This is a genomic window from Ornithinimicrobium carbonis (assembly GCF_977012275.1).
In genome coordinates this window covers 2,623,841-2,645,527 of sequence record NZ_OZ348993.1, presented here as the reverse complement: position 1 = coordinate 2,645,527, position 21,687 = coordinate 2,623,841, and the positions used below count along the sequence as shown (strand labels likewise).

Annotated in this window: 16 protein-coding genes; 5 read left to right on the top strand and 11 right to left on the bottom strand. The window is 73.1% G+C overall.

All coding sequences use genetic code 11. The features are described 5' to 3' along the window. Positions 1 to 163: 163 nt before the first annotated feature. From tkt to pgl, 5 genes are read left to right on the top strand one after another with little or no spacing between them, the layout of a single operon-like run. A complete protein-coding gene (tkt, locus tag ACWHYA_RS12105) occupies positions 164 to 2,461 on the top strand; it encodes a transketolase (protein ID WP_425943544.1) in 2,298 nt (765 codons plus the stop codon). Beyond that, on the top strand, positions 2,458 to 3,648 hold the full coding sequence (gene tal, locus ACWHYA_RS12100; protein WP_425943545.1) for a transaldolase: 1,191 nt from the start codon (positions 2,458 to 2,460) through the stop codon (positions 3,646 to 3,648). The genes tkt and tal overlap by 4 nt, the downstream gene beginning before the upstream one ends. Further along, a complete protein-coding gene (locus tag ACWHYA_RS12095; RefSeq protein WP_425943547.1) occupies positions 3,645 to 5,321 on the top strand; it encodes a glucose-6-phosphate isomerase in 1,677 nt (558 codons plus the stop codon). The genes tal and ACWHYA_RS12095 overlap by 4 nt, the downstream gene beginning before the upstream one ends. Then, complete coding sequence (zwf, locus tag ACWHYA_RS12090) at positions 5,321 to 6,871, top strand: glucose-6-phosphate dehydrogenase (protein WP_425943549.1); 1,551 nt, start codon at positions 5,321 to 5,323, stop codon at positions 6,869 to 6,871. The genes ACWHYA_RS12095 and zwf overlap by 1 nt, the downstream gene beginning before the upstream one ends. Continuing rightward, the gene (pgl, locus tag ACWHYA_RS12085) at positions 6,868 to 8,724 is read left to right on the top strand and encodes a 6-phosphogluconolactonase (RefSeq protein WP_425943551.1); all 1,857 of its coding nucleotides are present in this window, start codon (positions 6,868 to 6,870) and stop codon (positions 8,722 to 8,724) included. The genes zwf and pgl overlap by 4 nt, the downstream gene beginning before the upstream one ends. Positions 8,725 to 8,910: 186 nt before the next feature. Here pgl and ACWHYA_RS12080 read toward each other — a convergent pair whose 3' ends face one another. The 11 genes from ACWHYA_RS12080 to uvrA form a co-directional block, all read right to left on the bottom strand. Further along, complete coding sequence (locus ACWHYA_RS12080; protein WP_425943553.1) at positions 8,911 to 9,267, bottom strand: RNA polymerase-binding protein RbpA; 357 nt, start codon at positions 9,265 to 9,267, stop codon at positions 8,911 to 8,913. 132 nt (positions 9,268 to 9,399) lie between these two features. Continuing rightward, positions 9,400 to 9,642: a preprotein translocase subunit SecG gene (gene secG / locus ACWHYA_RS12075; protein ID WP_425943730.1), complete on the bottom strand. Its 243-nt coding sequence runs from the start codon at positions 9,640 to 9,642 to the stop codon at positions 9,400 to 9,402. 123 nt (positions 9,643 to 9,765) lie between these two features. Then, positions 9,766 to 10,563, bottom strand: a complete 798-nt coding sequence (gene tpiA / locus ACWHYA_RS12070) for a triose-phosphate isomerase (RefSeq protein ID WP_425943555.1) — start codon at positions 10,561 to 10,563, stop codon at positions 9,766 to 9,768. After that, a complete protein-coding gene (locus ACWHYA_RS12065) occupies positions 10,560 to 11,774 on the bottom strand; it encodes a phosphoglycerate kinase (RefSeq protein WP_425943557.1) in 1,215 nt (404 codons plus the stop codon). The genes tpiA and ACWHYA_RS12065 overlap by 4 nt, the downstream gene beginning before the upstream one ends. A 5-nt stretch (positions 11,775 to 11,779) precedes the next feature. Next, the gene (gap, locus tag ACWHYA_RS12060; RefSeq protein ID WP_425943559.1) at positions 11,780 to 12,784 is read right to left on the bottom strand and encodes a type I glyceraldehyde-3-phosphate dehydrogenase; all 1,005 of its coding nucleotides are present in this window, start codon (positions 12,782 to 12,784) and stop codon (positions 11,780 to 11,782) included. 314 nt (positions 12,785 to 13,098) lie between these two features. Further along, on the bottom strand, positions 13,099 to 14,079 hold the full coding sequence (gene whiA, locus ACWHYA_RS12055) for a DNA-binding protein WhiA (RefSeq protein ID WP_425943561.1): 981 nt from the start codon (positions 14,077 to 14,079) through the stop codon (positions 13,099 to 13,101). 79 nt (positions 14,080 to 14,158) lie between these two features. Continuing rightward, on the bottom strand, positions 14,159 to 15,103 hold the full coding sequence (locus tag ACWHYA_RS12050; RefSeq protein ID WP_425943563.1) for a gluconeogenesis factor YvcK family protein: 945 nt from the start codon (positions 15,101 to 15,103) through the stop codon (positions 14,159 to 14,161). 11 nt (positions 15,104 to 15,114) lie between these two features. Then, on the bottom strand, positions 15,115 to 16,023 hold the full coding sequence (gene rapZ, locus ACWHYA_RS12045) for an RNase adapter RapZ (RefSeq protein ID WP_425943732.1): 909 nt from the start codon (positions 16,021 to 16,023) through the stop codon (positions 15,115 to 15,117). Positions 16,024 to 16,123: 100 nt separating this feature from the next. Beyond that, a complete protein-coding gene (uvrC, locus tag ACWHYA_RS12040; RefSeq protein ID WP_425943565.1) occupies positions 16,124 to 18,109 on the bottom strand; it encodes an excinuclease ABC subunit UvrC in 1,986 nt (661 codons plus the stop codon). After that, complete coding sequence (locus tag ACWHYA_RS12035) at positions 18,102 to 18,578, bottom strand: Rieske (2Fe-2S) protein (RefSeq protein WP_425943567.1); 477 nt, start codon at positions 18,576 to 18,578, stop codon at positions 18,102 to 18,104. Before ACWHYA_RS12035 ends, uvrC begins: the two co-directional genes overlap by 8 nt. A gap of 14 nt (positions 18,579 to 18,592) precedes the next feature. Further along, positions 18,593 to 21,622, bottom strand: coding sequence for an excinuclease ABC subunit UvrA (gene uvrA / locus ACWHYA_RS12030; RefSeq protein WP_425943569.1), 3,030 nt, complete (start codon positions 21,620 to 21,622; stop codon positions 18,593 to 18,595). Between the last annotated feature and the right edge of the window lie 65 nt (positions 21,623 to 21,687).

Below are 21,687 nucleotides of genomic sequence, written 5' to 3'. Positions count from 1 at the left end.
GTGCCCGGCCCGGCACCCACGACCCCCCGGTGGGCCTCCCGGGGCCGCCCCGGCAAGAGTCGGCAACGGGCGCGCGTCCAGGGGTGAGCGGCTAAGGTCGGGGTATGCCGTGCCGGCCCCGGGCCGGCGGCCGCACCGACCGTCCAGAACCCGAGGAGAACACGTGAGCCAGACCGAGCCGACCCTCACCGCCGGCCGCGACGCGAGCCTGACCCGGCCGATCGCCGACGAGGTGGGCTGGAGCGACACGGACGTCCGGGCGGTGGACACGGTCCGCGTCCTGGCGGCCGACGCCGTTCAGCACGCGGGGCACGGCCACCCGGGGACGGCCATGAGCCTGGCTCCCCTGGCCTACCTGCTCTACCAGAACGTCATGGTCCACGACCCCTCCGACCCCCACTGGCTGGGCCGGGACCGGTTCGTCCTGTCCGCCGGGCACTCCAGCCTCACCCAGTACATCCAGCTCTACCTCTCCGGCTACGGCCTGGAGCTCGACGACCTCAAGGCGCTGCGGACCTGGGGCAGCGCGACCCCCGGGCACCCGGAGGTGCACCACACGACCGGCGTGGAGATCACGACCGGGCCCCTGGGCTCGGGCCTGGCCTCGGCGGTCGGCATGGCGATGGCGCAGCGCCGGCAGCGGGGCATGCTCGACCCCGACGCCGCCCCCGGGGAGTCCCCCTTCGACCACCACGTGTGGGTCGTGGCCTCCGACGGCGACCTGATGGAGGGCGTCTCCTCGGAGGCCTCCTCCCTCGCGGGTCACCAGGAGCTGTCCAACCTCACCCTGGTCTACGACCAGAACTTCATCTCCATCGAGGACGACACCGACATCTCCTTCAGCGAGGACGTCGCCAAGCGCTACGAGGCCTACGGCTGGCACGTGGAGACCATCGACTGGCGCGGACGCGCCGGCGACAGCGGAGACGCCGTCGAGGAGCAGGCCGGGGAGGAGGGCCCCTACACCGAGGACGTCGACGCCCTGTTCGCCGCCCTGCAGGCCTCCCGCGAGCGCACCGACCGCCCGACCCTGGTCATCCTGCGCACGATCATCGCCTGGCCCGCGCCCACCGCCCGGGACACCGGTGCCTCGCACGGCTCGGCGCTCGGGGAGGACGAGGTCGCGGCCACCAAGAAGCTGCTCGGCTTCGACCCGGAGGCCGCCTTCCCGGTCGAGGACGAGGTGGTCGAGCACGCCCGCAGGGTCGTCGAGCGTGGCCAGGAGGCGCACTCCCGGTGGCAGGAGCGGTACGACGCCTGGCGCGAGGCAGCCCCGGACAGCGCCCGGCTGCTGGACCGCCTCCAGGCCAAGGAGCTGCCGGAGGGCCTGGAGGACGCGCTGCCCACCTTCGAGGCCGACGAGAAGGGGATCGCGACCCGCAAGGCGTCGGGCCAGGTGCTGACCGCCCTCGCGCCGGTCATGCCCGAGCTGTGGGGCGGATCCGCCGACCTCGCGGGCTCGAACAACACGACGATGGAGGGCGAGCCGAGCTTCGTGCCGGACTCCAAGGCGACCGAGGCCTTCCCCGGCCACCGCTACGGCCGCACGCTGCACTTCGGCATCCGTGAGCACGGCATGGGCATGATCCTCAACGGGATCGCCCTGGAGGGCCTGACCCGCCCCTACGGCGGCACCTTCCTGATCTTCTCGGACTACATGCGCCCGGCCGTCCGGCTCGCCGCCCTCCAGCAGCTGCCGGTCGTCTACGTCTGGACGCACGACAGCATCGGGCTCGGCGAGGACGGCCCCACCCACCAGCCGGTGGAGCACCTGGCCGCCCTGCGCGCGATCCCCGGCCTGGACGTGGTCCGGCCGGCGGACGCGAACGAGACGGCGGTGGCCTGGCGCACGATCCTGGAGACCGTCGACCACCCCTCCGCGATGGCCCTGACCCGGCAGAACGTCCCGACGTTCGACCGGTCCGTGCTCGCCTCCGCCGACGGCGTGGCCCGGGGCGGCTACGTCCTGGCCGAGGCCGACGGCGGCGACCCGCGGGTGGTCCTCATCGGGACCGGATCCGAGGTCCAGCTGGCGCTGGGCGCCCGCGACCAGCTGCAGGCCGACGGGGTGCCCACGCGGGTGGTCTCGATGCCCTGCCGCGAGTGGTTCGACGAGCAGGACCGGACCTACCGGGAGGAGGTGCTGCCGCCCGCGGTGCGCGCCCGGGTATCGGTCGAGGCGGGCGTGGCCCAGGGCTGGCGAGAGCTGGTCGGGGACGCGGGCCGGATCGTCAGCCTGGAGCACTTCGGTGCCTCCGCCGACTTCGAGACCCTCTACCGCGAGTTCGGCCTCACCGCAGACGCGGTCGCCGAGGCCGCCCGGGAGTCGCTCGCCGCGGCCAGCGGCGACGCCCCCTCCGCCCCCGGCACCTCCGACCCCCAGGAGCCCGGGGACGACCAGAGCACCCTGGGGGACGCCGGCGACGGCGGAACCCGGTCCACCGACGAGACCCAGAAGTGAGCGAGGACACCATGAGCCACCACGACGACGGCAAGCCCACCCAGGCCCCCGAGGAGGGCGCCACCTCCGACCAGGGCCAGTCCCGCACGATCCTGCACGAGCTCGCCGACGCCGGCGTGTCCGTCTGGCTGGACGACCTGAACCGCCCGATGATCGCCGACGGCGACCTGCAGGGCTACGTCGACCGAGGCGTGCTGGGCGTGACCACCAACCCGACGATCTTCGCCAGCGCCCTGGCCGAGGGCGAGTCCTACAGCGACCAGATGGCCGAGCTGTCCGGGTCCTCGGTGGACGAGGCGGTCTTCGCGCTGACCACCCAGGACGTGCGCGACGCCTGCGACGTCCTCGCCCCCGTCCACGAGCAGACCGGTGGTCTCGACGGCCGGGTGTCCATCGAGGTCGACCCCCGGCTGGCCAAGGACACGGCGCGCACCGTGGAGGTGGCCCGGCGGCTGTGGTCCGAGATCGACCGCCCCAACCTGCTGATCAAGATCCCGGCGACCGTCGAGGGCCTGCCGGCGATCAGCCAGACCCTCGCCGAGGGCATCAGCGTCAACGTCACCCTGATCTTCAGCCTCGACCGCTACCGGGGCGTGATGAGCGCCTATCTCACCGGTCTTGAGCAGGCCCGGGAGCGGGGCCACGACCTGGCCCCCATCCACTCCGTCGCCTCCTTCTTCGTCTCCCGGGTGGACGGCGAGATCGACGGGCGGCTGGACAAGATCGGCACCGAGGATGCGCTCGCCCTGCGCGGCAAGGCCGGTCTGGCCAACGCCCGCCTGGCCTACCAGGCCTTCGAGGAGGTCTTCTCCACCCCCCGCTGGCAGAACCTGGCCGACGACGGCGCCAACGTCCAGCGCCCGCTCTGGGCCTCCACCGGCGTGAAGAACCCCGACTACCCCGACACCATGTACGTCACCGGGCTGGTCGCGCCCCACACGGTCAACACGATGCCCGCCAAGACGCTGGAGGCCACGGTCGACCACGGCCGGCTGACCGGTGACACCGTCACCGGTACCTACGAGGAGGCGCAGAAGGTCCTCGACGACCTCGCCCGGGTGGGTGTGGACTACACCGACGTGGTGGAGCAGCTCGAGACCGAGGGGGTGGACAAGTTCGAGGCCTCCTGGAAGGAGCTGCTGGAGACCGTGGCCTCCGAGCTGGACAAGGCGAAGGGACGGGCATGAGCGCACTGACCGTCGAGGCGCTCGGGGCCGCCGCCGACGCGGTCGAGCGTCACCTGGCCGCCCTGGTGGAGGAGCGCTTCGCCTCCCGCCTGTTCGACCAGGACCCCACGCTGTGGGGGCCGGAGGCGGAGGAGGAGGCCTCGGTCCGGTTGTCCTGGGTCGGTCTCCCCCGCTCCTCCCGTCCCCTGGTGGGCGAGGTCGAGGCGCTGCGCGAGCAGCTGCGGGAGCAGGGGGTGGACCGGGTCGTGCTGTGCGGCATGGGCGGCTCGTCGCTGGCCCCCGAGGTCATCTGCGCCACCGCCGGCGTGCCCCTCGTGACGCTGGACAGCTCGGACCCGGACATGGTCCGCTCGGCCGTCACCACCGACCTGGGGCGCACGGCGGTCGTCGTCAGCTCCAAGTCGGGCTCGACCCTGGAGACCGACTCCCAGCGCCGGGCCTTCGTGCAGGCGTTCACCGACGCGGGGATCGACCCGACCGACCGGATCGTGGTGGTGACCGACCCGGGCAGCCCGCTGGACGAGCGCTCCCGCGCCGACGGGTACCGGGTCGTCAACGCCGACCCCGACGTGGGGGGGCGCTACTCCGCCCTCACCGCCTTCGGCCTGGTCCCCTCCGGCCTGGCCGGGGTCGACGTCGGGCAGCTGCTCGACGAGGCCGAGGAGGTCGCCGACCTGCTCGCCGACGACGACCTGGGCAACCCGGGCCTGCGCCTGGGCGCCGCGATGGGCGGCACCGAGCCCCTGCGCGACAAGCTCCTGTTCGCGGAGGCCGGGTCCGGCATCGTCGGGCTCGCCGACTGGGCCGAGCAGCTGATCGCCGAGTCCACCGGCAAGGAGGGCACCGGCGTCCTCCCGGTCGTCACGCCCTCCGGGCGGCCTCCGGCCCAGGGGCTGCGGGAGACCGCCGACTGCACGGTGGTCGCCCTCGTCGCAGCCGACGAGGTCGAGCTCGATCTCGGCGCCGACGAGGAGGACGAGGACAGCGCACCCGAGGAGGGCGCCGGCGTCAGCACCGGCTCGCGGATCGCCGTCGGCGGTTCGTTGGGGGCCCAGCTGCTCCTGTGGGAGGTGGCCACCGCGGTGGCCGGCCGTCTGCTCGGCATCAACCCCTTCGACCAGCCCGACGTGGAGAGCGCCAAGGACGCCGCCCGCCAGATCATGGCCGACGGTGGCGGGGCACGGGTCGAGCCGGACCTGACCGACGGCGCTGTCGAGGTCCGGGCCGCCGGGCCCGGCTGGCTGCCCGCCGGGACCGACTCCCTCCAGGGCGCCGTCTCCGCGCTGCTCGACCAGCTCGACCCCAGCGAGGGCTATCTCGCGGTGATGGTCTACCTGGACCGCCTCGAGCACGCCGGGTTCGCGCAGGTCCAGGCGGACCTCGTCGACCGGACCGGACGCCCCGTCACCTTCGGCTGGGGTCCCCGGTTCCTGCACTCCACCGGCCAGTACCACAAGGGAGGCCCCGCCCAGGGCGTCTACCTCCAGGTCACCGGTGAGCCGCAGGAGGACCTCACCGTCGCCGGCCAGGACTTCACCTTCGGGGAGTTCATCGCCGCCCAGGCCGCCGGTGACGCCGCGGTGCTGGCCGACCACGGGCGGCCGGTGCTCCGGCTGCACCTGACCGACCAGGCGCAGGGGCTGGAGCAGCTGCGTCGCATCCTGGCCGGCTGATGCCCGACGCCCCGGCCCCGGTGACACCGGAGCACAACCCGCTGCGTCACCCCGACGACAAGCGGCTGCCCCGCATCGCCGGACCCTGCAGCATGGTCATGTTCGGCGTCACCGGCGACCTGGCCCGCACCAAGCTCATGCCGGCGATCTACGACCTGGCCAACCGCGGCCTGCTGCCGCCGGGGTTCTCCCTCGTGGGGTTCGCCCGACGGGAGTGGGCCGACCAGGACTTCGCCAAGGTCGTGCACGACTCCGTGCGGGCGCACGCCCGCACGGAGTTCCGCGAGGAGGTGTGGCGCTCCCTGGCCGAGGGGTTCCGGTTCGTGCCGGGCGCCTTCGACGACCCCGACGCCTTCGACCTGCTCGCCCGGACGGTGCGCGAGCTCGACCAGCGCCGCGGCACGGGGGGCAACCACGCCTTCTACCTGTCGATCCCCCCGGCCTGGTTCGCCCCGGTCTGCGAACGGCTGCAGGCCAGCGGCCTGTCGGACCCCCGCCCGGGCACCTGGCGGCGGGTGGTCATCGAGAAGCCCTTCGGCCACGACCTGCAGAGCGCCCAGGCCCTCAACGACATCGTCGAGGGCGTCTTCCCCCCCGACTCGGTCTTCCGCATCGACCACTACCTGGGCAAGGAGACGGTGCAGAACCTGCTGGCGCTGCGCTTCGCCAACCAGATGTTCGAGCCGGTCTGGAACAGCCACTACGTCGACCACGTGCAGATCACCATGGCCGAGGACATCGGCATCGGCGGCCGGGCCGGCTACTACGACGAGGTCGGTGCAGCGCGCGACGTCCTCCAGAACCACCTGCTGCAGCTGCTGGCGCTCACGGCGATGGAGCCGCCCATCGCCTTCACCGCCGACGCCGTGCGCGCGGAGAAGGAGAAGGTGCTCGCCTCCGTCCGCCTCCCGGACGACCTGGACGAGGCCACCGCCCGGGGCCGCTACGCCGAGGGCTGGCAGGGTGACGCGAAGGTCGGGGGCTACCTGGAGGAGGACGGGGTGGACCCCGGGTCCACGACCGAGACGTATGCCGCGCTCAAGCTCGGGGTGCACACGCGCCGGTGGGCGGGGGTCCCCTTCTACCTGCGGGCGGGCAAGCGCCTGGGCAAGCGGGTGACCGAGATCGCGGTCGTGCTCAAGCGGGCGCCCCACCTGCCCTTCACCGACACCGCGACCGAGGAGCTCGGTCAGAACGCCGTCGTCATCCGGGTGCAGCCCGACGAGGGCGTGACGATGCGGTTCGGTTCCAAGGTGCCGGGCAGCCAGATGGAGGTGCGGGACGTGACCATGGACTTCGGCTACGGCGCGTCGTTCACCGAGTCCAGCCCCGAGGCCTACGAACGGCTGATCCTGGACGTGCTCCTCGGGGAGCCGCCGCTCTTTCCGCGGCACGAGGAGGTCGAGCTCTCCTGGAAGATCCTGGACCCCATCATCGAGCACTGGGCGCGGTCCTCGTCCCCGCCCCCGGACTACCCGGCCGGGACCTGGGGACCGGGGTCGGCCGACGAGCTGATGAGCCGTGACGGGCGCACCTGGAGGCTGCCGTGATCCGTGACCTGCCGAGCACCTCCACCCGCGACGTCGTCAAGGAGCTGCTCCGGCTGCGCGACGGCGTCGGGGCGATGGCCATGGGCCGTGTCCTCACCCTCGTCGTCAGCGTCGAGGAGGACGGGGCCGACGAGGCGGTGCGGACCGCCAACGACGCCACCCGGCAGCACCCCGCCAGGATCATCGTGCTGGTGCGCGGCAACGCGCGGGGCCGTGGGCGGCTGGACGCCCAGATCCGCGTCGGCGGTGACGCCGGGGCCAGCGAGATCGTGGTCCTGCGTCTCTACGGTGAGCTGACGCGCCACGAGGACGCCGTGGTCACGCCGCTGCTGCTGCCCGACTCCCCCGTCGTGACCTGGTGGCCCGGCGACGCCCCCGCCGACGTCGCCGGCGACGACCTGGGCCGGATGGCACACCGCCGCATCACCGACGCCCTGGCCGCCGCCCGACCGCCCACCGAGCTGCGCCGACGCGCCCGGCACTACGCGGCGGGCGACACCGACCTGGCCTGGACCCGGATCACCCGCTGGCGGGCCCTGCTCGCCTCGTCCCTGGAGTCGGCACCGTTCGAGCCGGTCACCTCGGCCACGGTGACGGCCGAGGCGGCCCACCCCGGGGCCGACCTGCTCGCCGGGTGGCTCGCCCACGCGCTCCGGTGCCCGGTCCAGCGCGCCCGCAGCGCCGCCGGGACGGGCCTCGTCAGCGTGCGGCTCGACCGCGACGGCGGGCCCGTGGACCTGGTGCGCACCGACGACGGTGCGGACACCGCCACCCTGTCGAGGGAGGGCAGCCTCCCCCGCCTGGTGGCCCTGCACACCCCCGGCCCGGCCGAGGCGCTGGCCGACGAGCTGCGTCGGCTGGACGCCGACGAGGTCTACGCCGCGGCCCTGTGCGAGGGGCTGCCGCTCGTGCGCAGCGGGGGGTCCCGGACGGATGCGGTGCGCCGCGGCGCCGCTCCGAAGGGGCCGGCTCCGGTGGACACCGGCGACCGGACCTCCCTGGACAGCGACCGGCTGGACCGCCGACCCCCGGCACCGACCGGTGCGGAGGACCTGCAGGAGCACGTGGAGCAGCGGCTCGCCGAGGCGACCCGGGCAGACCTGCGCGTGCACGCCGACAAGGACGCCCTCGGGACGGCGGTGGCCCGCGAGCTCGCCCGCCGGGTGGAGGACGCGGTCGCCGAGCGCGGAACGGCCCACGTCGCCCTGACGGGCGGATCGATGGGCGGGGCCGTGGTCAGCGGCCTGGCGGACCTGGTCCGGGAGGGTGCGCTGGAACGAGCCTCCTGGCGCCAGGTGCACGTGTGGTGGGGCGACGAGCGGTTCCTCCCCGCGGGGGACCCCGACCGCAACGACACGCAGGCCGACGCAGCAGGGCTGGACCAGGTCCCGGTGCTCGTCAAGCACACCCACCGGGTGCCCGGAGGCGCCGATCCTGCCCGGCTGGAGTCGGCGGTCGCCCGGTACGCGGTCGAGCTGGCCCGGTGGGCCGACGCGCCCTCGCCGGTGCCCGAGCTCGACGTGGTGCTGCTCGGCGTGGGTCCGGACGCGCACGTCGCCTCCCTCTTCCCCGGACGCGACGAGCTGGACCTCGTCGAGCCGGCCACGACCGCCGTGCGGGACTCCCCCAAGCCGCCGCCGTCACGGGTCAGCCTGACGCTGCCGGCGATCAACGCCGCCCGTGCCGTCTGGCTCGTCGTCGCGGGGCCGGACAAGGCGGAGGCGGTCGCGGCCTCCCTGGACGCCACCGACGACCACGACCTGCCCGCGTCCTGCGTCCACGGTCGCCAGGAGACGGTCTGGTGGGTCGACGAGGCGGCCGCCGCCCAGGTCGAGGGGCAGACCCGGGGGTGACCGGGGGCTGCCCGGGCCCACCCCGACACGGTGCCGGACCGCGGGAGCGTCTTCGACGCTCAACCGCCACCGGCGCCCGGCTCAGCCACCGCGGCCGACGCCCCGCCCAGGACCCGTCGCGCCGGGTCCCCCTTCGGAAACCGCCACCGGGCCCGGCTCACACACCGTCGTCGCCGGGTCCCCGGCTCAGGTACCGCCGCCGACGCCCCGCTCCCGCATGGTGCGCAGCGCCTCCTCCAGCAGCGAGGCGCCGTCCTGGTCGCTACGCCGCTCCTTGACGTAGGCCAGGTGGGTCTTGTACGGCTCCGTGCGGGGAGCCTGGGGAGGGTTCTCGGGGTCGGTGCCGGCAGGCAGCCCGCAGCGGGGACAGTCCCAGGTCTCGGGCAGCTCGACCTCACCGTCACGGGCGAAGCTGGGGCGGGTCTCGTGCCCGCGCGCGCACCAGTAGCTGACGACCGTGCGGGGGGCGGAGTCGCCGCGCTCGCTCTCGCCCATCGGGCCGGAACCGACCCTGCTGCCGCGGATCGCGTTGTTACCGACCATGGGTGCCTCTCCTCGTGCCGTGCCGGACCGGGCCGACCGCACGGGAGCGGACGCGCGACCGACGTGGGACACGAGCGGCCCGGGGGTAGAGAGTAACCCGTGGGGTGGCGCGGGCACCAGAGGCGCGGCCGCTCAGCCGAAGCGGATGAGCAGCCCGATCGCCACGATGACCGCGGTCCAGACCACGGCGACCGCCACCGTGATGCGGTTGAGGTTGCGCTCCGCCACGGAGGAGCCGCCCAGGCTGCTGCTCATGCCTCCGCCGAACATGTCCGACATCCCGCCCCCGCGGCCCTTGTGCATGAGGATCAGCAGCACGAGGAACCCGCTGGTGATGACCAGCAGGCCGTTCAGGAACCAGCGCACGTACTCCACGCGGTGCACACCTCGACAGTCGTTTCGGGACGGATGACGGACGCCCGGAACCAGGGTCCCGGGCGTCCGACAGCCTAACCCAGCGGGTGGCCGGAGCACGAAGCGGCGCGGACGCCGCGGCGGTCAGACGGTGCCGACGTGCTCGCGGTAGCGGCAGATCGCGGAGAAGTCCTCCACGGACAAGGACGCCCCTCCCACGAGTGCCCCGTCCACGTCCTCCTGGGCCATGATCTCGGCCACGTTGCCCGGCTTCACCGACCCGCCGTAGAGCACCCGCAGGGAGGTCGAAACCTCCCCGCTGACCAGCTCGGCCACGGTGGAGCGCACGGCCGCGCAGACCTCCTGCGCATCGGCCGGGGTGGCCACCTCGCCGGTGCCGATGGCCCACACCGGCTCGTAGGCCACCACCACCCGGCCGACCTGGTCGGCGTCCAGCCCCTCCAGGGCGGCCCGCAGCTGGGACACCACGTGCGACACGTGCTCGCCCGCCTGGCGCACCTCGAGGGGCTCGCCCACGCACAGGATCGGGGTGAGCCCGTGCCGCAGCGCGGCCCGCACCTTGGATGCGACCAGCTCGTCGGACTCGGCGTGGTGCTCGCGGCGCTCGCTGTGCCCGACCACGGCGTACCCGCACCCGAGCTTGGCCAGGAACGCGCCGGAGATCTCGCCGGTGTAGGCACCGTCGTCGTGCTGGGACAGGTCCTGGCCGCCGTAGCCGAGCGCCAGCTTGTCGCCCTGCACCAGGGTCTGCACCGAGCGCAGGTCGGTGAACGGCGGCAGGACCACGACCTCGACGGCCGCGAAGTCGTGCTTGGCGTCCCGCAGCGTCCAGTCCAGCTTCTGCACGAGGTGCGTGGCCTGGAGGTGGTCCAGGTTCATCTTCCAGTTGCCCGCCATCAGCGGGGTCCTCGTCGTCGTCATCGGTCCTCCAGCACCGTCAGGCCGGGGAGCTCCTTGCCCTCCAGGTATTCCAGGCTCGCACCACCACCGGTGGAGATGTGGCCGAAGTCGGCGTCGGCGTGCCCGAAGTCGCGCACGGCCGCCGCGCTGTCACCACCGCCGACGACCGTCATGGCTCCCTCGCGGGTGCGTTCCACCAGCACCCTGGCCACGGCCCGGGTGCCCGAGGCGAAGGGCTCCATCTCGAAGGCACCCATCGGCCCGTTCCAGAAGATGGTCCGTGCGTCGGCCAGCTTCTCGGCGAAGAGCGCCTCGGACTCCGGTCCGATGTCCAGCCCCATCCGGTCGGCGGGGATGGCGTCGGCCGCCACGACCTCGTGCGCGGCGTCCGCCGAGAAGGCGTCCGCGACGACGATGTCCGTCGGCAGCACGATCTCCACGCCCTGCTGGGCGGCCGCCTCCAGGTAGCCCCTAACCGTGTCGACCTGGTCCTGCTCCAGCAGGCTGGTCCCCACCTCGTGGCCCTGGGCCTTGAGGAAGGTGAAGACCATGCCGCCCCCGACGAGGAGCCGGTCGGCGACGGTGATGAGGGACTCGATGACGCCCAGCTTGTCGCTGACCTTGGCCCCGCCCAGGATGACCGCGTACGGACGTCGGGGGTCCTCCCGCAGCTGGCGCATGATCGCCACCTCCGAGCGGACCAGACCGCCCGCGGCGTGCGGCAGGAGGCGGGCCACGTCGTAGACGGAGGCCTGGGCCCGGTGCACGACACCGAACCCGTCGGAGACGAACGCGTCCGCGAGGGAGGCCAGCTCCTGGGCGAACCCGGCACGGTCCTCGTCGGCCTTGGCGGTCTCCCCGGGGTTGAACCGGAGGTTCTCGAGCACGACGACGTCGCCGTCGGCCATCGCCTCGACGGCCGCGCGGGCCGTGGCCCCCACGGTCTCCTCGACGAAGGTCACCGGACGGCCGAGGAGCTCACCGAGCCGGTCGGCGACGGGACGGAGCGAGTACCTCGCCTCCGGGGTCCCCTTGGGCCGGCCCAGGTGGGCGGTGACCACGACGCGGGCGCCGGCGGAGGCCAGCTCCTCGATGGTGGGCACCGAGGCACGCACCCGGCCGTCGTCGGTGATCCGGTCACCGTCCAGCGGGACGTTGAGGTCGCTGCGCAGCAGCACGGTGCGTCCCGCCAGGCCGCCCAGCTCCTCGGTCAGGTCCGCGATCGAGCGCATGCCGCTCAGAGCTTCTCTCCGACCAGGAGGCTGAGGTCCACGAGGCGGTTGGAGTAGCCCCACTCGTTGTCGTACCAGCCGACGACCTTGACCTGGTCGCCGATGACCTTGGTGAGCCCGGAGTCGAAGATGCAGGAGGCGGGGTCGGTCTCGATGTCCTTGGAGACGATCGGGTCCTCGGTGTAGACGAGGATGCCCTTGAGCTCGCCCTCGGCCGCCTTCCTCATCGCGGCGTTGACCTCCTCGACGGTGACCTCCCGGCCGGCCTGGAAGGTCAGGTCGGTGGCCGACCCGGTCGGGACCGGGACGCGCAGGGCGTAGCCGTCGAACTTGCCCTTGAGCTCGGGCAGCACCAGCGCCACGGCCTGGGCCGCGCCGGTCTTGGTCGGCACGATGTTGAGGGCCGCGGCGCGGGCACGACGCAGGTCCTTGTGCGGGCCGTCCTGGAGGTTCTGGTCGGCGGTGTAGGCGTGGATGGTGGTCATCAGACCCTTGACGATGCCGAACTCGTCGTTGAGCACCTTGGCCATCGGCGCCAGGCAGTTCGTGGTGCAGGAGGCGTTGGAGATGATGTGGTGCGACGCGGGGTCGTAGTCCTTGTCGTTGACGCCCATCACCAGGGTGATGTCCTCGTTCTTGGCGGGCGCGGAGATGATGACCTTCTTGGCGCCGGCGTCGATGTGCGCCTGGGCCTTGGTGGCGTCGGTGAAGATGCCGGTGGACTCGATGACGATGTCTGCGCCGAGCTCGCCCCAGGGCAGCGCCGAGGGGTCCTTCTCGGCGAACGCCTTGACAGCCCTGCCGTCCACGGTGATCTCGGTCTCGGAGGAGGTCACGTCGCCGTCGAGACGGCCCAGGATGGAGTCGTACTTGAGCAGGTGGGCCAGCGTGGCGTTGTCGGTGAGGTCGTTGACCCCCACGATCTCGATGTCGGCGCCGGACGCCAGCACGGCCCGCATGAAGTTGCGGCCGATGCGGCCGAAACCGTTGATACCTACGCGAACGGTCATGAGTGAACCTTCCCTCGTGGGTGGGCGCGGCGCGCGGACGCGCGCCGCGACGAAGGACGCCGTCGTCCTGGTCCCAACCTATCGTCCCCCGGCGGGGCTGCCCAACGCAGGTGAGCCCCCGCCGGGACCACGCCCGGGACCACCCCCGGAGCCTTTCTCGGACCGCCCCCGGGACCACCCCCGGAGCCTTCCCCGGACCACCCACGGGGCCTTCCCCGGACCACCCCCCGGGCCTTCCCCGGACCTCGCCGGGACCTCCCTGTCGCAGCCTCGGCACGGCCACCCGGCTGCGCTTCGGCCCGTGGCAGGAGTCTTCAGTCGTCGAGCATGTCGGGGGTGATGTTGGCCTCGGTCCCCTCCACGCCCAGGTCCTCGGCCTGCTTGTCGGCCATCGCCAGGAGTCGCCGGATCCGGCCGGCCACGGCGTCCTTGGTCATCGGCGGGTCCGCCAGCTGACCCAGCTCCTCCAGGCTGGCCTGCTTGTGCTGCAGGCGGAGCTCGCCGGCGACCCTGAGGTGCTCGGGGACCTGGTCCCCCAGGATCTCCAGGGCGCGCTCCACCCGTGCACCGGCGGCCACCGCGGCGCGGGCCGACCGGCGCAGGTTGGCGTCGTCGAAGTTGGCCAGCCGGTTGGCGGTGGCCCGCACCTCCCGCCGCATCCGGCGCTCCTCCCACGCCAGCACGGCGTCGTGGGCGCCCAGCCGCGTGAGCATGGCGCCGATGGCGTCCCCGTCCCGGATCACCACCCGGTCCACGCCGCGGACCTCCCGCGCCTTGGCCTGGATGCCGAGCCGGCGGGCCGCGCCCACCAGTGCGAGTGCCGCCTCAGGCCCCGGACAGGTGACCTCCATCGCCGTCGAGCGGCCCGGCTCGGTGATCGAGCCGTGGGCCAGGAAGGCACCGCGCCAGGCCGCCTCCGCGTCGCAGACCGAGGCGCCGACCACGCGCGGGGGCAGACCGCGCACGGGGCGTCCGCGGTGGTCGATGAGGCCGGTCTGGCGGGCCAGGACCTCGCCCTCGGAGGTGGCGCGCACGACATACCGCGTGTGCTTGCGCAGTCCTCCAGGGCTCATGACGACCAGCTCGCTGCTGCTGCCGTAGACCTCGGCCATCGAGGCGCGCAGCCGGCGGGCGCTCTGGGCCGTGTCGAGCTCGGCCTCGATGACGATCCGGCCGCCCACGATGTGCAGCCCCCCGGCGAAGCGCAGCATGGTGGACACCTCCGCCTTGCGGCAGCACGTCCTGGTCACCGGCAGCCTGGCCAGCTCGTCCTTGACCTTGGCGGTCATCGCCACGCTCGTCCTCCTGGTAGGTCCTGGCACGGTCCGGGCAGGAACCCCACCTGCGACCGGCAGGGTACCCCGACACCCGGCCTCATGACAGGGTCGCCATGACGTCCCGGTAGGCCGCCGCCAGGCGCAGGGTGTCGTGGACCCCCGGCGTGCGCATCTTGCCCACGGTGGTCACCACGAGGTGGGCACCCAGCCGGGCGACCGCCTCCTGCAGGGCCGTCCGCTCCGCCACGGTGGACACCACCTGCGGGTCCGCGATCACGTGGTCGAAGCTCAACCCCGGGGCGTGCTTGAGGATCGCCCCGACGTGGTCGGCCACGGTGTAGCCGGCCGCCTCGTCGTCGGTGAGGCTGACGTTGAGGGTGAGCACCCGGGTGGCGGGGGTGTCGTGCAGCGCCTCCAGGAGGTCAGGGACCAGCAGGTGGGGCATGACCGAGGTGAACCAGGAACCCGGCCCCAGGACGACGACGTCGGCGAGCTTGATCGACTCCAGCGCCTCGGGACACGCGGGCGGCGCCTCGGGGACGAGCCTGATGGCGTCGACCCGGCCGGGGTGCTTGGCGATGCGGGACTGCCCGCGCACCGTGACGAGCACCTCGTGGCCGAGGTCGTCGGGGACGCCCATGGTCGCCTCGATGTCCAGCGGCAGCAGGGACATCGGCAGCACCCGGCCGCGGGTGTTGAGCAGCCGGCCGACGAGGTCCAGGCCGCGCACCTCCTGCTCGGGCACCAGGTCCCACAGCGCGGTGATGAGCAGGTTGCCGAGCGGGTGGCCGGCCAGCTCGCCGTGGCCGCCGAACCGGTGCTGCAGGACGGCGGACCACTGGTGCCCCCACTGGGTGTCCTCGCACAGCGCCGCGAGAGCCATCCGCAGGTCCCCGGGCGGCAGGATGTCGAACTGCTGGCGCAGCCGGCCGCTCGAGCCCCCGTCGTCGGCGACGGTGACCACGGCCGTGATCGCCTCGGTGGTGTGCCGCAGCGCCTGGAGGGAGGCGGACAGCCCGTGGCCGCCGCCGAGGGCCACCACCCTGGGGCTCCTCACTCCCGCCCCAGGTCGCGGTGGAACGTGGTCAGCTGCACCCCGCGTCCCTGCAGGTCTCCCAGCCGAAGGGCCAGGTCCTCGGAGACGGCGACCGAGCGGTGCTTGCCACCGGTGCACCCGACCGCCACGGTCACGTAGCGGCGCCCCTCGGCCAGGTATCCCTCCACGGCGGTGCGCAGCAGCTGCTCGGCGTGGTCGAGGTAGGTCCCGGCGAGCTCCTGGCCCAGGACGTAGGCACGGACCGGCGCGTCCTTGCCCGTGTAGGGGCGCAGCTCGGGGTCCCAGTAGGGGTTGGGCAGGAAGCGCAGGTCCAGGACCACGTCGGCGTCCAGGGGGATGCCGTACTTGAAGCCGAAGGACATGACCGCCAGGCGGAGCTGGAGCTGGTGGTCGGCGTTGATGAGCGAGTCGATCTTGGCAGTGAGCTGGTGGACGTTGTAGCTCGTGGTGTCGACGACGACGTCGGCGTTGGAGCGCAGGTCGGCCAGCATCCGGCGCTCCCGGCGGATACCGTCCAGCAGCAGACCCTCGCCCTGCAGCGGGTGCGGGCGCCGGACGGCGTCGAAGCGGCGCACGAGGGCCTCGTCGGACGCGTCGACGAAGACCACCCGGGGCCGCCAGCCGTCCTCGGCGAGCTGGTGCAGCGCGCGGGAGAGCTCGGTGGTGAAGTCGCGGCTGCGGACGTCCACGACGGCCGCGACCTTCTGCCGCTGGGGGTCGTCGGCGGTGGTCTGCATCAGGTGCTGGATCATCGGCGGCGGCAGGTTGTCGACGACGTACCAGCCCCGGTCCTCCAGCACGTCGGCGGCGGTGGACCGGCCGGCCCCCGACATGCCGGTGACGATGACGACGTCCTGCCGCCGTCCTGCCGCGGCCTCCCGGGTCCTCGTCCCCGTCGACGTCACCGCCGCCGTCGTCGGGTCGGGGCCGGGGGCCGGGGACGGCCCGGTGCGCTGGTCGGGATTCACTGCGCCTCGTCTGTCGTGGTCGTTCGCGTGCGGCAGGTCAGTCCAGCACCTCGCCTGTGCTCAGGTTAACCGCCATCCCCGGCTCGCTGCCGCGCAGGCGTTCCAGCACCGCCCGGGCCACGGCCGGCCCGATGCCGGGGACCTGCAGCAGGTCCTCCTCCTCCGCCCGGCGCAGGGCCTTGACCGACCCGAACCGGGCCAGCAGGGCCTGCTGCCGGGTCCTGCCCAGGCCGGGGATCCCGTCCAGCTGGCTGTTCGTCATGCTGCGGGAGCGACGCTGCCGGTGGAAGGTGTTGGCGAACCGGTGCGCCTCGTCGCGCACCCGCTGCAGCAGGTAGAGCCCCTCGCTGGTGCGGGGCAGCACGATCGGGTGCTCCTCCCCCGGCAGCCACACCTCCTCCAGCCGCTTGGCCAGCCCGATGACCGCCAGGTCGTGCACGCCGACCGCGGCCAGGGCGGCCCGGGCGGCCTCCACCTGGGGGCGGCCCCCGTCGACGACGACGAGGTTGGGCGGGTAGCGGAAGGTGGACCGGCCATCCTGGGCGGCCGGCTCCTCGGGGGTCGGGTCCGGCCCGGGGGTCGGGTCCGGCCCGGGGGTCGGGTCCGTGCCAGGAGTGGGGTCCGTCCCGGCCGGTGCCCGGCCGAGGTGGCGGAACCGCCGGCCCAGCACCTCGTGCATGGCCGCCGTGTCGTCCCCCGTCCCGTCCCGGACGATGAACCGGCGGTACTCCGCCTTGCGGGCCAGACCGTCCTCGAAGACGACCATGGAGCCGACCACGTCGGTGCCCTGGACGTGGCTGATGTCGAAGGACTCGATCCGTAGCGGCGCCTCGGGCAGCTCGAGGGTGTCCTGCAGCTCCTGCAGGGCCTGCGAGCGCAGGGTCAGGTCGCCGGACCGGGCCACCTTGTGCCGGGCCAGGGCCTGGTCGGCGTTGCGCGCCACGGTCTGCATGAGCGTCCGCTTGTCCCCGCGCTGAGGGATCCGCACGCGCACCCGCCCGCCGCGTCGCGCCGAGAGCCAGGCCTCCATGTCCTCGGGGTCGGTGGGCAGCACCGGGACGAGGACCTCGCGCGGGACGGTCTCCCCGTCCTCGGGGCCGTACACCTGCTGGAGCAGGTGCTCGACGATCGAGCCCATGTCCTCCGCGCCCTTCTCGCTGACCCAGCCCCGTTGTCCGCGGATCCGGCCCCCACGCACGTGGAAGACCTGGACCGCCACCTCGAGCTCGTCGTCGGCCAGCCCGAACACGTCGGCGTCGGTGGCGTCGGGCAGGACGACCGCCGAGCGTTCCAGGGCCCGGCGCAGGGCACCGACGTCGTCGCGCAGCCGCGCCGCGGTCTCGAAGTCGAGCTCCTGGGAGGCCGCCCGCATGCGGTCCTCGATGCGCCGCACGAACCGCTCCGCGTCGCCGGCCATGAAGTCGCAGAAGTCCTGGGCGATCTCCCGGTGCTCCTCGGCACTCACCCGGCCCACGCACGGCGCGGAGCACTTGTCGATGTACCCGAGCAGACAGGGCCGGCCGGACTGCTCGGCCCGGCGGAACACCCCGCCCGAGCACGTCCGCACGGGGAAGACGCGCAGCAGGGTGTCCAGCGTCTCCCGGATGGCCCACGCGTGGGTGTAGGGGCCGAAGTAGCGTGTGCCCGGACGCTTGCGCCCTCGCATCACCTGGGCCCGGGGGAACGCCTCCCCCATGGTGACCGCCAGGTAGGGGTAGGACTTGTCGTCCCGGTACTTGACGTTGAACCGGGGGTCGAACTCCTTGATCCAGGAGTACTCCAGCTGGAGCGCCTCCACCTCGTTGCGGACCACGGTCCACTCCACGCTCGCCCCGGTCGTGACCATCTGCCGGGTGCGGGGGTGCAGGGCGCGCAGGTCCTGGAAGTAGGAGGACAGGCGGGAGCGCAGGGAGCGGGCCTTGCCCACGTAGATGACGCGGCCGTGCGCGTCGCGGAAGCGGTAGACCCCCGGCTCGGTGGGGATCTCCCCCGGTCGCGGACGGTAGGTCGCGGGATCAGCCACGGACCAGCAGGTCCTCCCCGTCGACCTCGACGCTCAGCACCCGCAGACCGGTGGGCGCCGGGCCGGCCAGCACGTCGCCGGTGGCGGGGTCGAACCGGCTGTTGTGGCACGGGCAGACCAGCTGGTCGTCGCGACGGTCCGAGGTGGCGCACCCCTCGTGCGGGCAGACGGCGTCGAAGGCGACGTAGCTGCCCTCCTCCACGTGGCTCACGACCACCTTGGGGTCGGCGTAGTACGTCGAGCCGCCGACCGGGGTGTCGGCCGCCGGGACCCGCACGGTGCCGTCGGGATCGGTGGCCGACACCCCGGTCGAAGCCTGCCCGTCGTCGCCGCAGCCGGCCAGCAGCGGCGTGGCGCCGAGCAGCAGGGCGGAGGCGCCCCCCGCCCGCAGCACGCTGCGCCGGGCCGGGGCGCCGCAGGACGGGGGGGTGGTGCCGGCGGTGCGGGACGTGCCGGGCGTAGAGGTCATCGGGTCGCTCCTCCTCAGGCCGTCGAGCGGCGGGCGGTGGTCAGCAGGTCGTTGAGGAACCGGCCGGTATGGCTGCCCGGATGGCCGGCCACGGCCTCCGGGGTGCCCTCCACGACGACCGTACCGCCGCCGTTGCCGCCCTCCGGACCCATGTCGACGATCCAGTCGGCGCTCTTGATGACGTCGAGGTTGTGCTCGATGACCAGCACGGTGTTGCCCTTGTCGACCAGGCCCTGGAGCACCCCCAGCAGGCGACGGATGTCCTCGAAGTGCAGCCCGGTCGTGGGCTCGTCGAGCACGTAGATCGTGCGGCCGGTCGAGCGCTTCTGCAGCTCCGCGGCCAGCTTGACCCGCTGGGCCTCACCCCCGGACAGGGTGGTGGCCGGCTGCCCGAGGCGGACGTAGCCGAGCCCGACCTGGGTCAGGGTCGTCAGGTGCCGGCTGATGGCCGGCACCGCCGCGAAGAAGTCGGAGGCCTCCTCGATCGGCATCTCCAGCACGTCGGCGATGGTCCGTCCCTTGAAGTGCACCTCGAGGGTCTCGCGGTTGTAGCGCCGGCCGTGGCACACCTCGCAGGGCACGTAGACGTCGGGCAGGAAGTTCATCTCGATCTTCAGGGTGCCGTCGCCGGAACAGGCCTCGCACCGCCCACCCTTGACGTTGAAGGAGAACCGCCCGGGCAGGTAGCCCCGCACCTTTGCCTCGGCCGTCTCGGCGAAGAGCCGCCGGACGTGGTCGAAGACCCCCGTGTAGGTCGCCGGGTTGGACCTCGGCGTGCGTCCGATCGGCCCCTGGTCGACGTGGACCACCTTGTCGAGCTGGTCCAGCCCCTCGACCCGCCGGTGGCGGCCCGGGACGTGCCGGGCGCCGTTGAGCTGGTTGGCCATGACGTGGTAGAGGATGTCGTTGACCAGGGTGGACTTGCCCGACCCCGACACCCCGGTGATCGCCACCAGGTTGCCCAGCGGGAAGCTCACGTCCACGTCCTGCAGGTTGTGCTCACGGGCGCCACGCACCGTCACCACCCGACCGTCCTGCGGCCGTCGCTGGGACGGGACCGGGATGGCGCGCCGGCCGGAGAGGTACTGCCCCGTCAGCGAGGTCGGGTGCTCGCGCAGCCCGGTCACCGTGCCGCTGTGCACGACCTCGCCACCGTGCTCGCCCGCGCCCGGGCCGATGTCCACGACCCAGTCGGCCTGGCCGATGGTGTCCTCGTCGTGTTCGACGACGATGAGCGTGTTGCCCAGGTCTCGCAGCCGGGTGAGGGTCTCGATGAGCCGGTGGTTGTCGCGCTGGTGCAGGCCGATGCTCGGCTCGTCCAGGACGTAGAGCACCCCGACCAGACCCGATCCGATCTGGGTGGCCAGGCGGATGCGCTGGGCCTCCCCTCCCGACAGGGTGCCCGCGGGACGGTCGAGCGAGAGGTAGTCCAGCCCCACGTCCAGGAGGAACCCCAGGCGCGCGGCGATCTCCCGGTTGACCTGGGCCGCGATCGACTGCTCGCGCGGGGTGTACTCGACCTGGGCGAGGAAGTCTGCGCACTCCTCGATCGGCATCCGGGAGACCTCGGCGATGCTGCGCCCGCCGATGAGCACCGCGAGGATCTCCGGCTTGAGCCGGGCCCCCTTGCAGGCCGGGCAGGGCACCTGGCGCATGTAGGCCTCGTAGCGCTCCCGGCTGCTGTCGGACTCGGTCTCCGCGTGCTTGCGCTTGACGTAGGGAACGACCCCCTCGAACCCCGTCGAGTAGCTGCGCTCGCGGCCGAAGCGGTTGCGGTAGCGCACGTGCACCTTGTGCTTGTGACCGTGCAGGATCGCGTCGCGCGCGCGGCCGGGCAACTGCCGCCAGGGCACGTCGATGCGGAACTTCAGGTCCTCCGCCAGGCCGCCGAGCACCCGGGCGTAGTAGTCGTTGACGCCCGCGGTCGTGGACCACGGGATGATCGCGCCGTCGGCGATCGAGGTCTCCTCCCCCCGGATCACCAGCTCGGGGTCCACCTCGAGCTCGGAGCCGATCCCGGTGCACTCGGCGCAGGCCCCGAAGGGGCTGTTGAAGCTGAAGCTGCGCGGCTCCAGCTCGTCGAGGCTCAACGGGTGGTCGTTGGGGCAGGCCATCCGCTCTGAGTAGCGCCGCTCCCGCGGCAGTGCCTGCCCGTGCGCGTCGACGGGTGCCGGCCGGCCCGCCCGCTGCTCCTCCCCCGGCGCGGGGACGTCCACCATCTCGGCCAGCAGGATCCCGTCGGCCAGCCGAAGGGCGGTCTCCACGGAGTCGGTGAGGCGGCGGGCGAACGAGGCGGTCGGGGCGCCGTCCGGCTCGTGCTTGGCCACCAGCCGGTCGACGACCACCTCGATCGTGTGCTTGCGCTGCTTCTCCAGGGTCGGCGGCGCGGTCAGCTGCACGACCTCGCCGTCGACCCGGGCGCGGGCGAAGCCCGACCCCTGCAGCTCGGCGAACAGGTCGACGAACTCCCCCTTGCGCCCGCGCACCACGGGGGCCAGCAGCTGGAAGCGGGTCCCGTCGGGCAGCTCGGCGAGCCGGTCGACGATCTGCTGGGTGGTCTGCCGCTCGACCGGCTCCCCGCACACGGGGCAGTGGGGACGCCCGACGCGGGCGTAGAGCAGGCGGAGGTAGTCGTGCACCTCCGTGATGGTCCCGACCGTCGACCGCGGGTTGCGGTTGGTCGACTTCTGGTCGATCGACACCGCCGGCGACAGCCCCTCGATGAAGTCGACGTCGGGCTTGTCCATCTGGCCCAGGAACATGCGCGCGTAGGCCGACAGCGACTCCACGTAGCGCCGCTGCCCCTCGGCGAAGATGGTGTCGAACGCCAGGCTGGACTTGCCCGACCCGGAGAGCCCCGTGAAGACGACGAGCGCGTCGCGCGGGATCTCGAGCGAGACGTCCTTGAGGTTGTGCTCCCGTGCTCCCTGGACCTGGATCCGGTCGTGGCGGGCGCGCGTGAACGTGGCGGCGGCCCCGCCGGAGGGCCCGTCCGGCGGGGCGGTGCTGGACGGAACGGTTCGGGATGGTACGGAGGACGGCACGACACCACTGTAGGTCGCCGGACCGACACACCCCCATCCCAGAGGGTAGTCATGCAGCCTTGTGT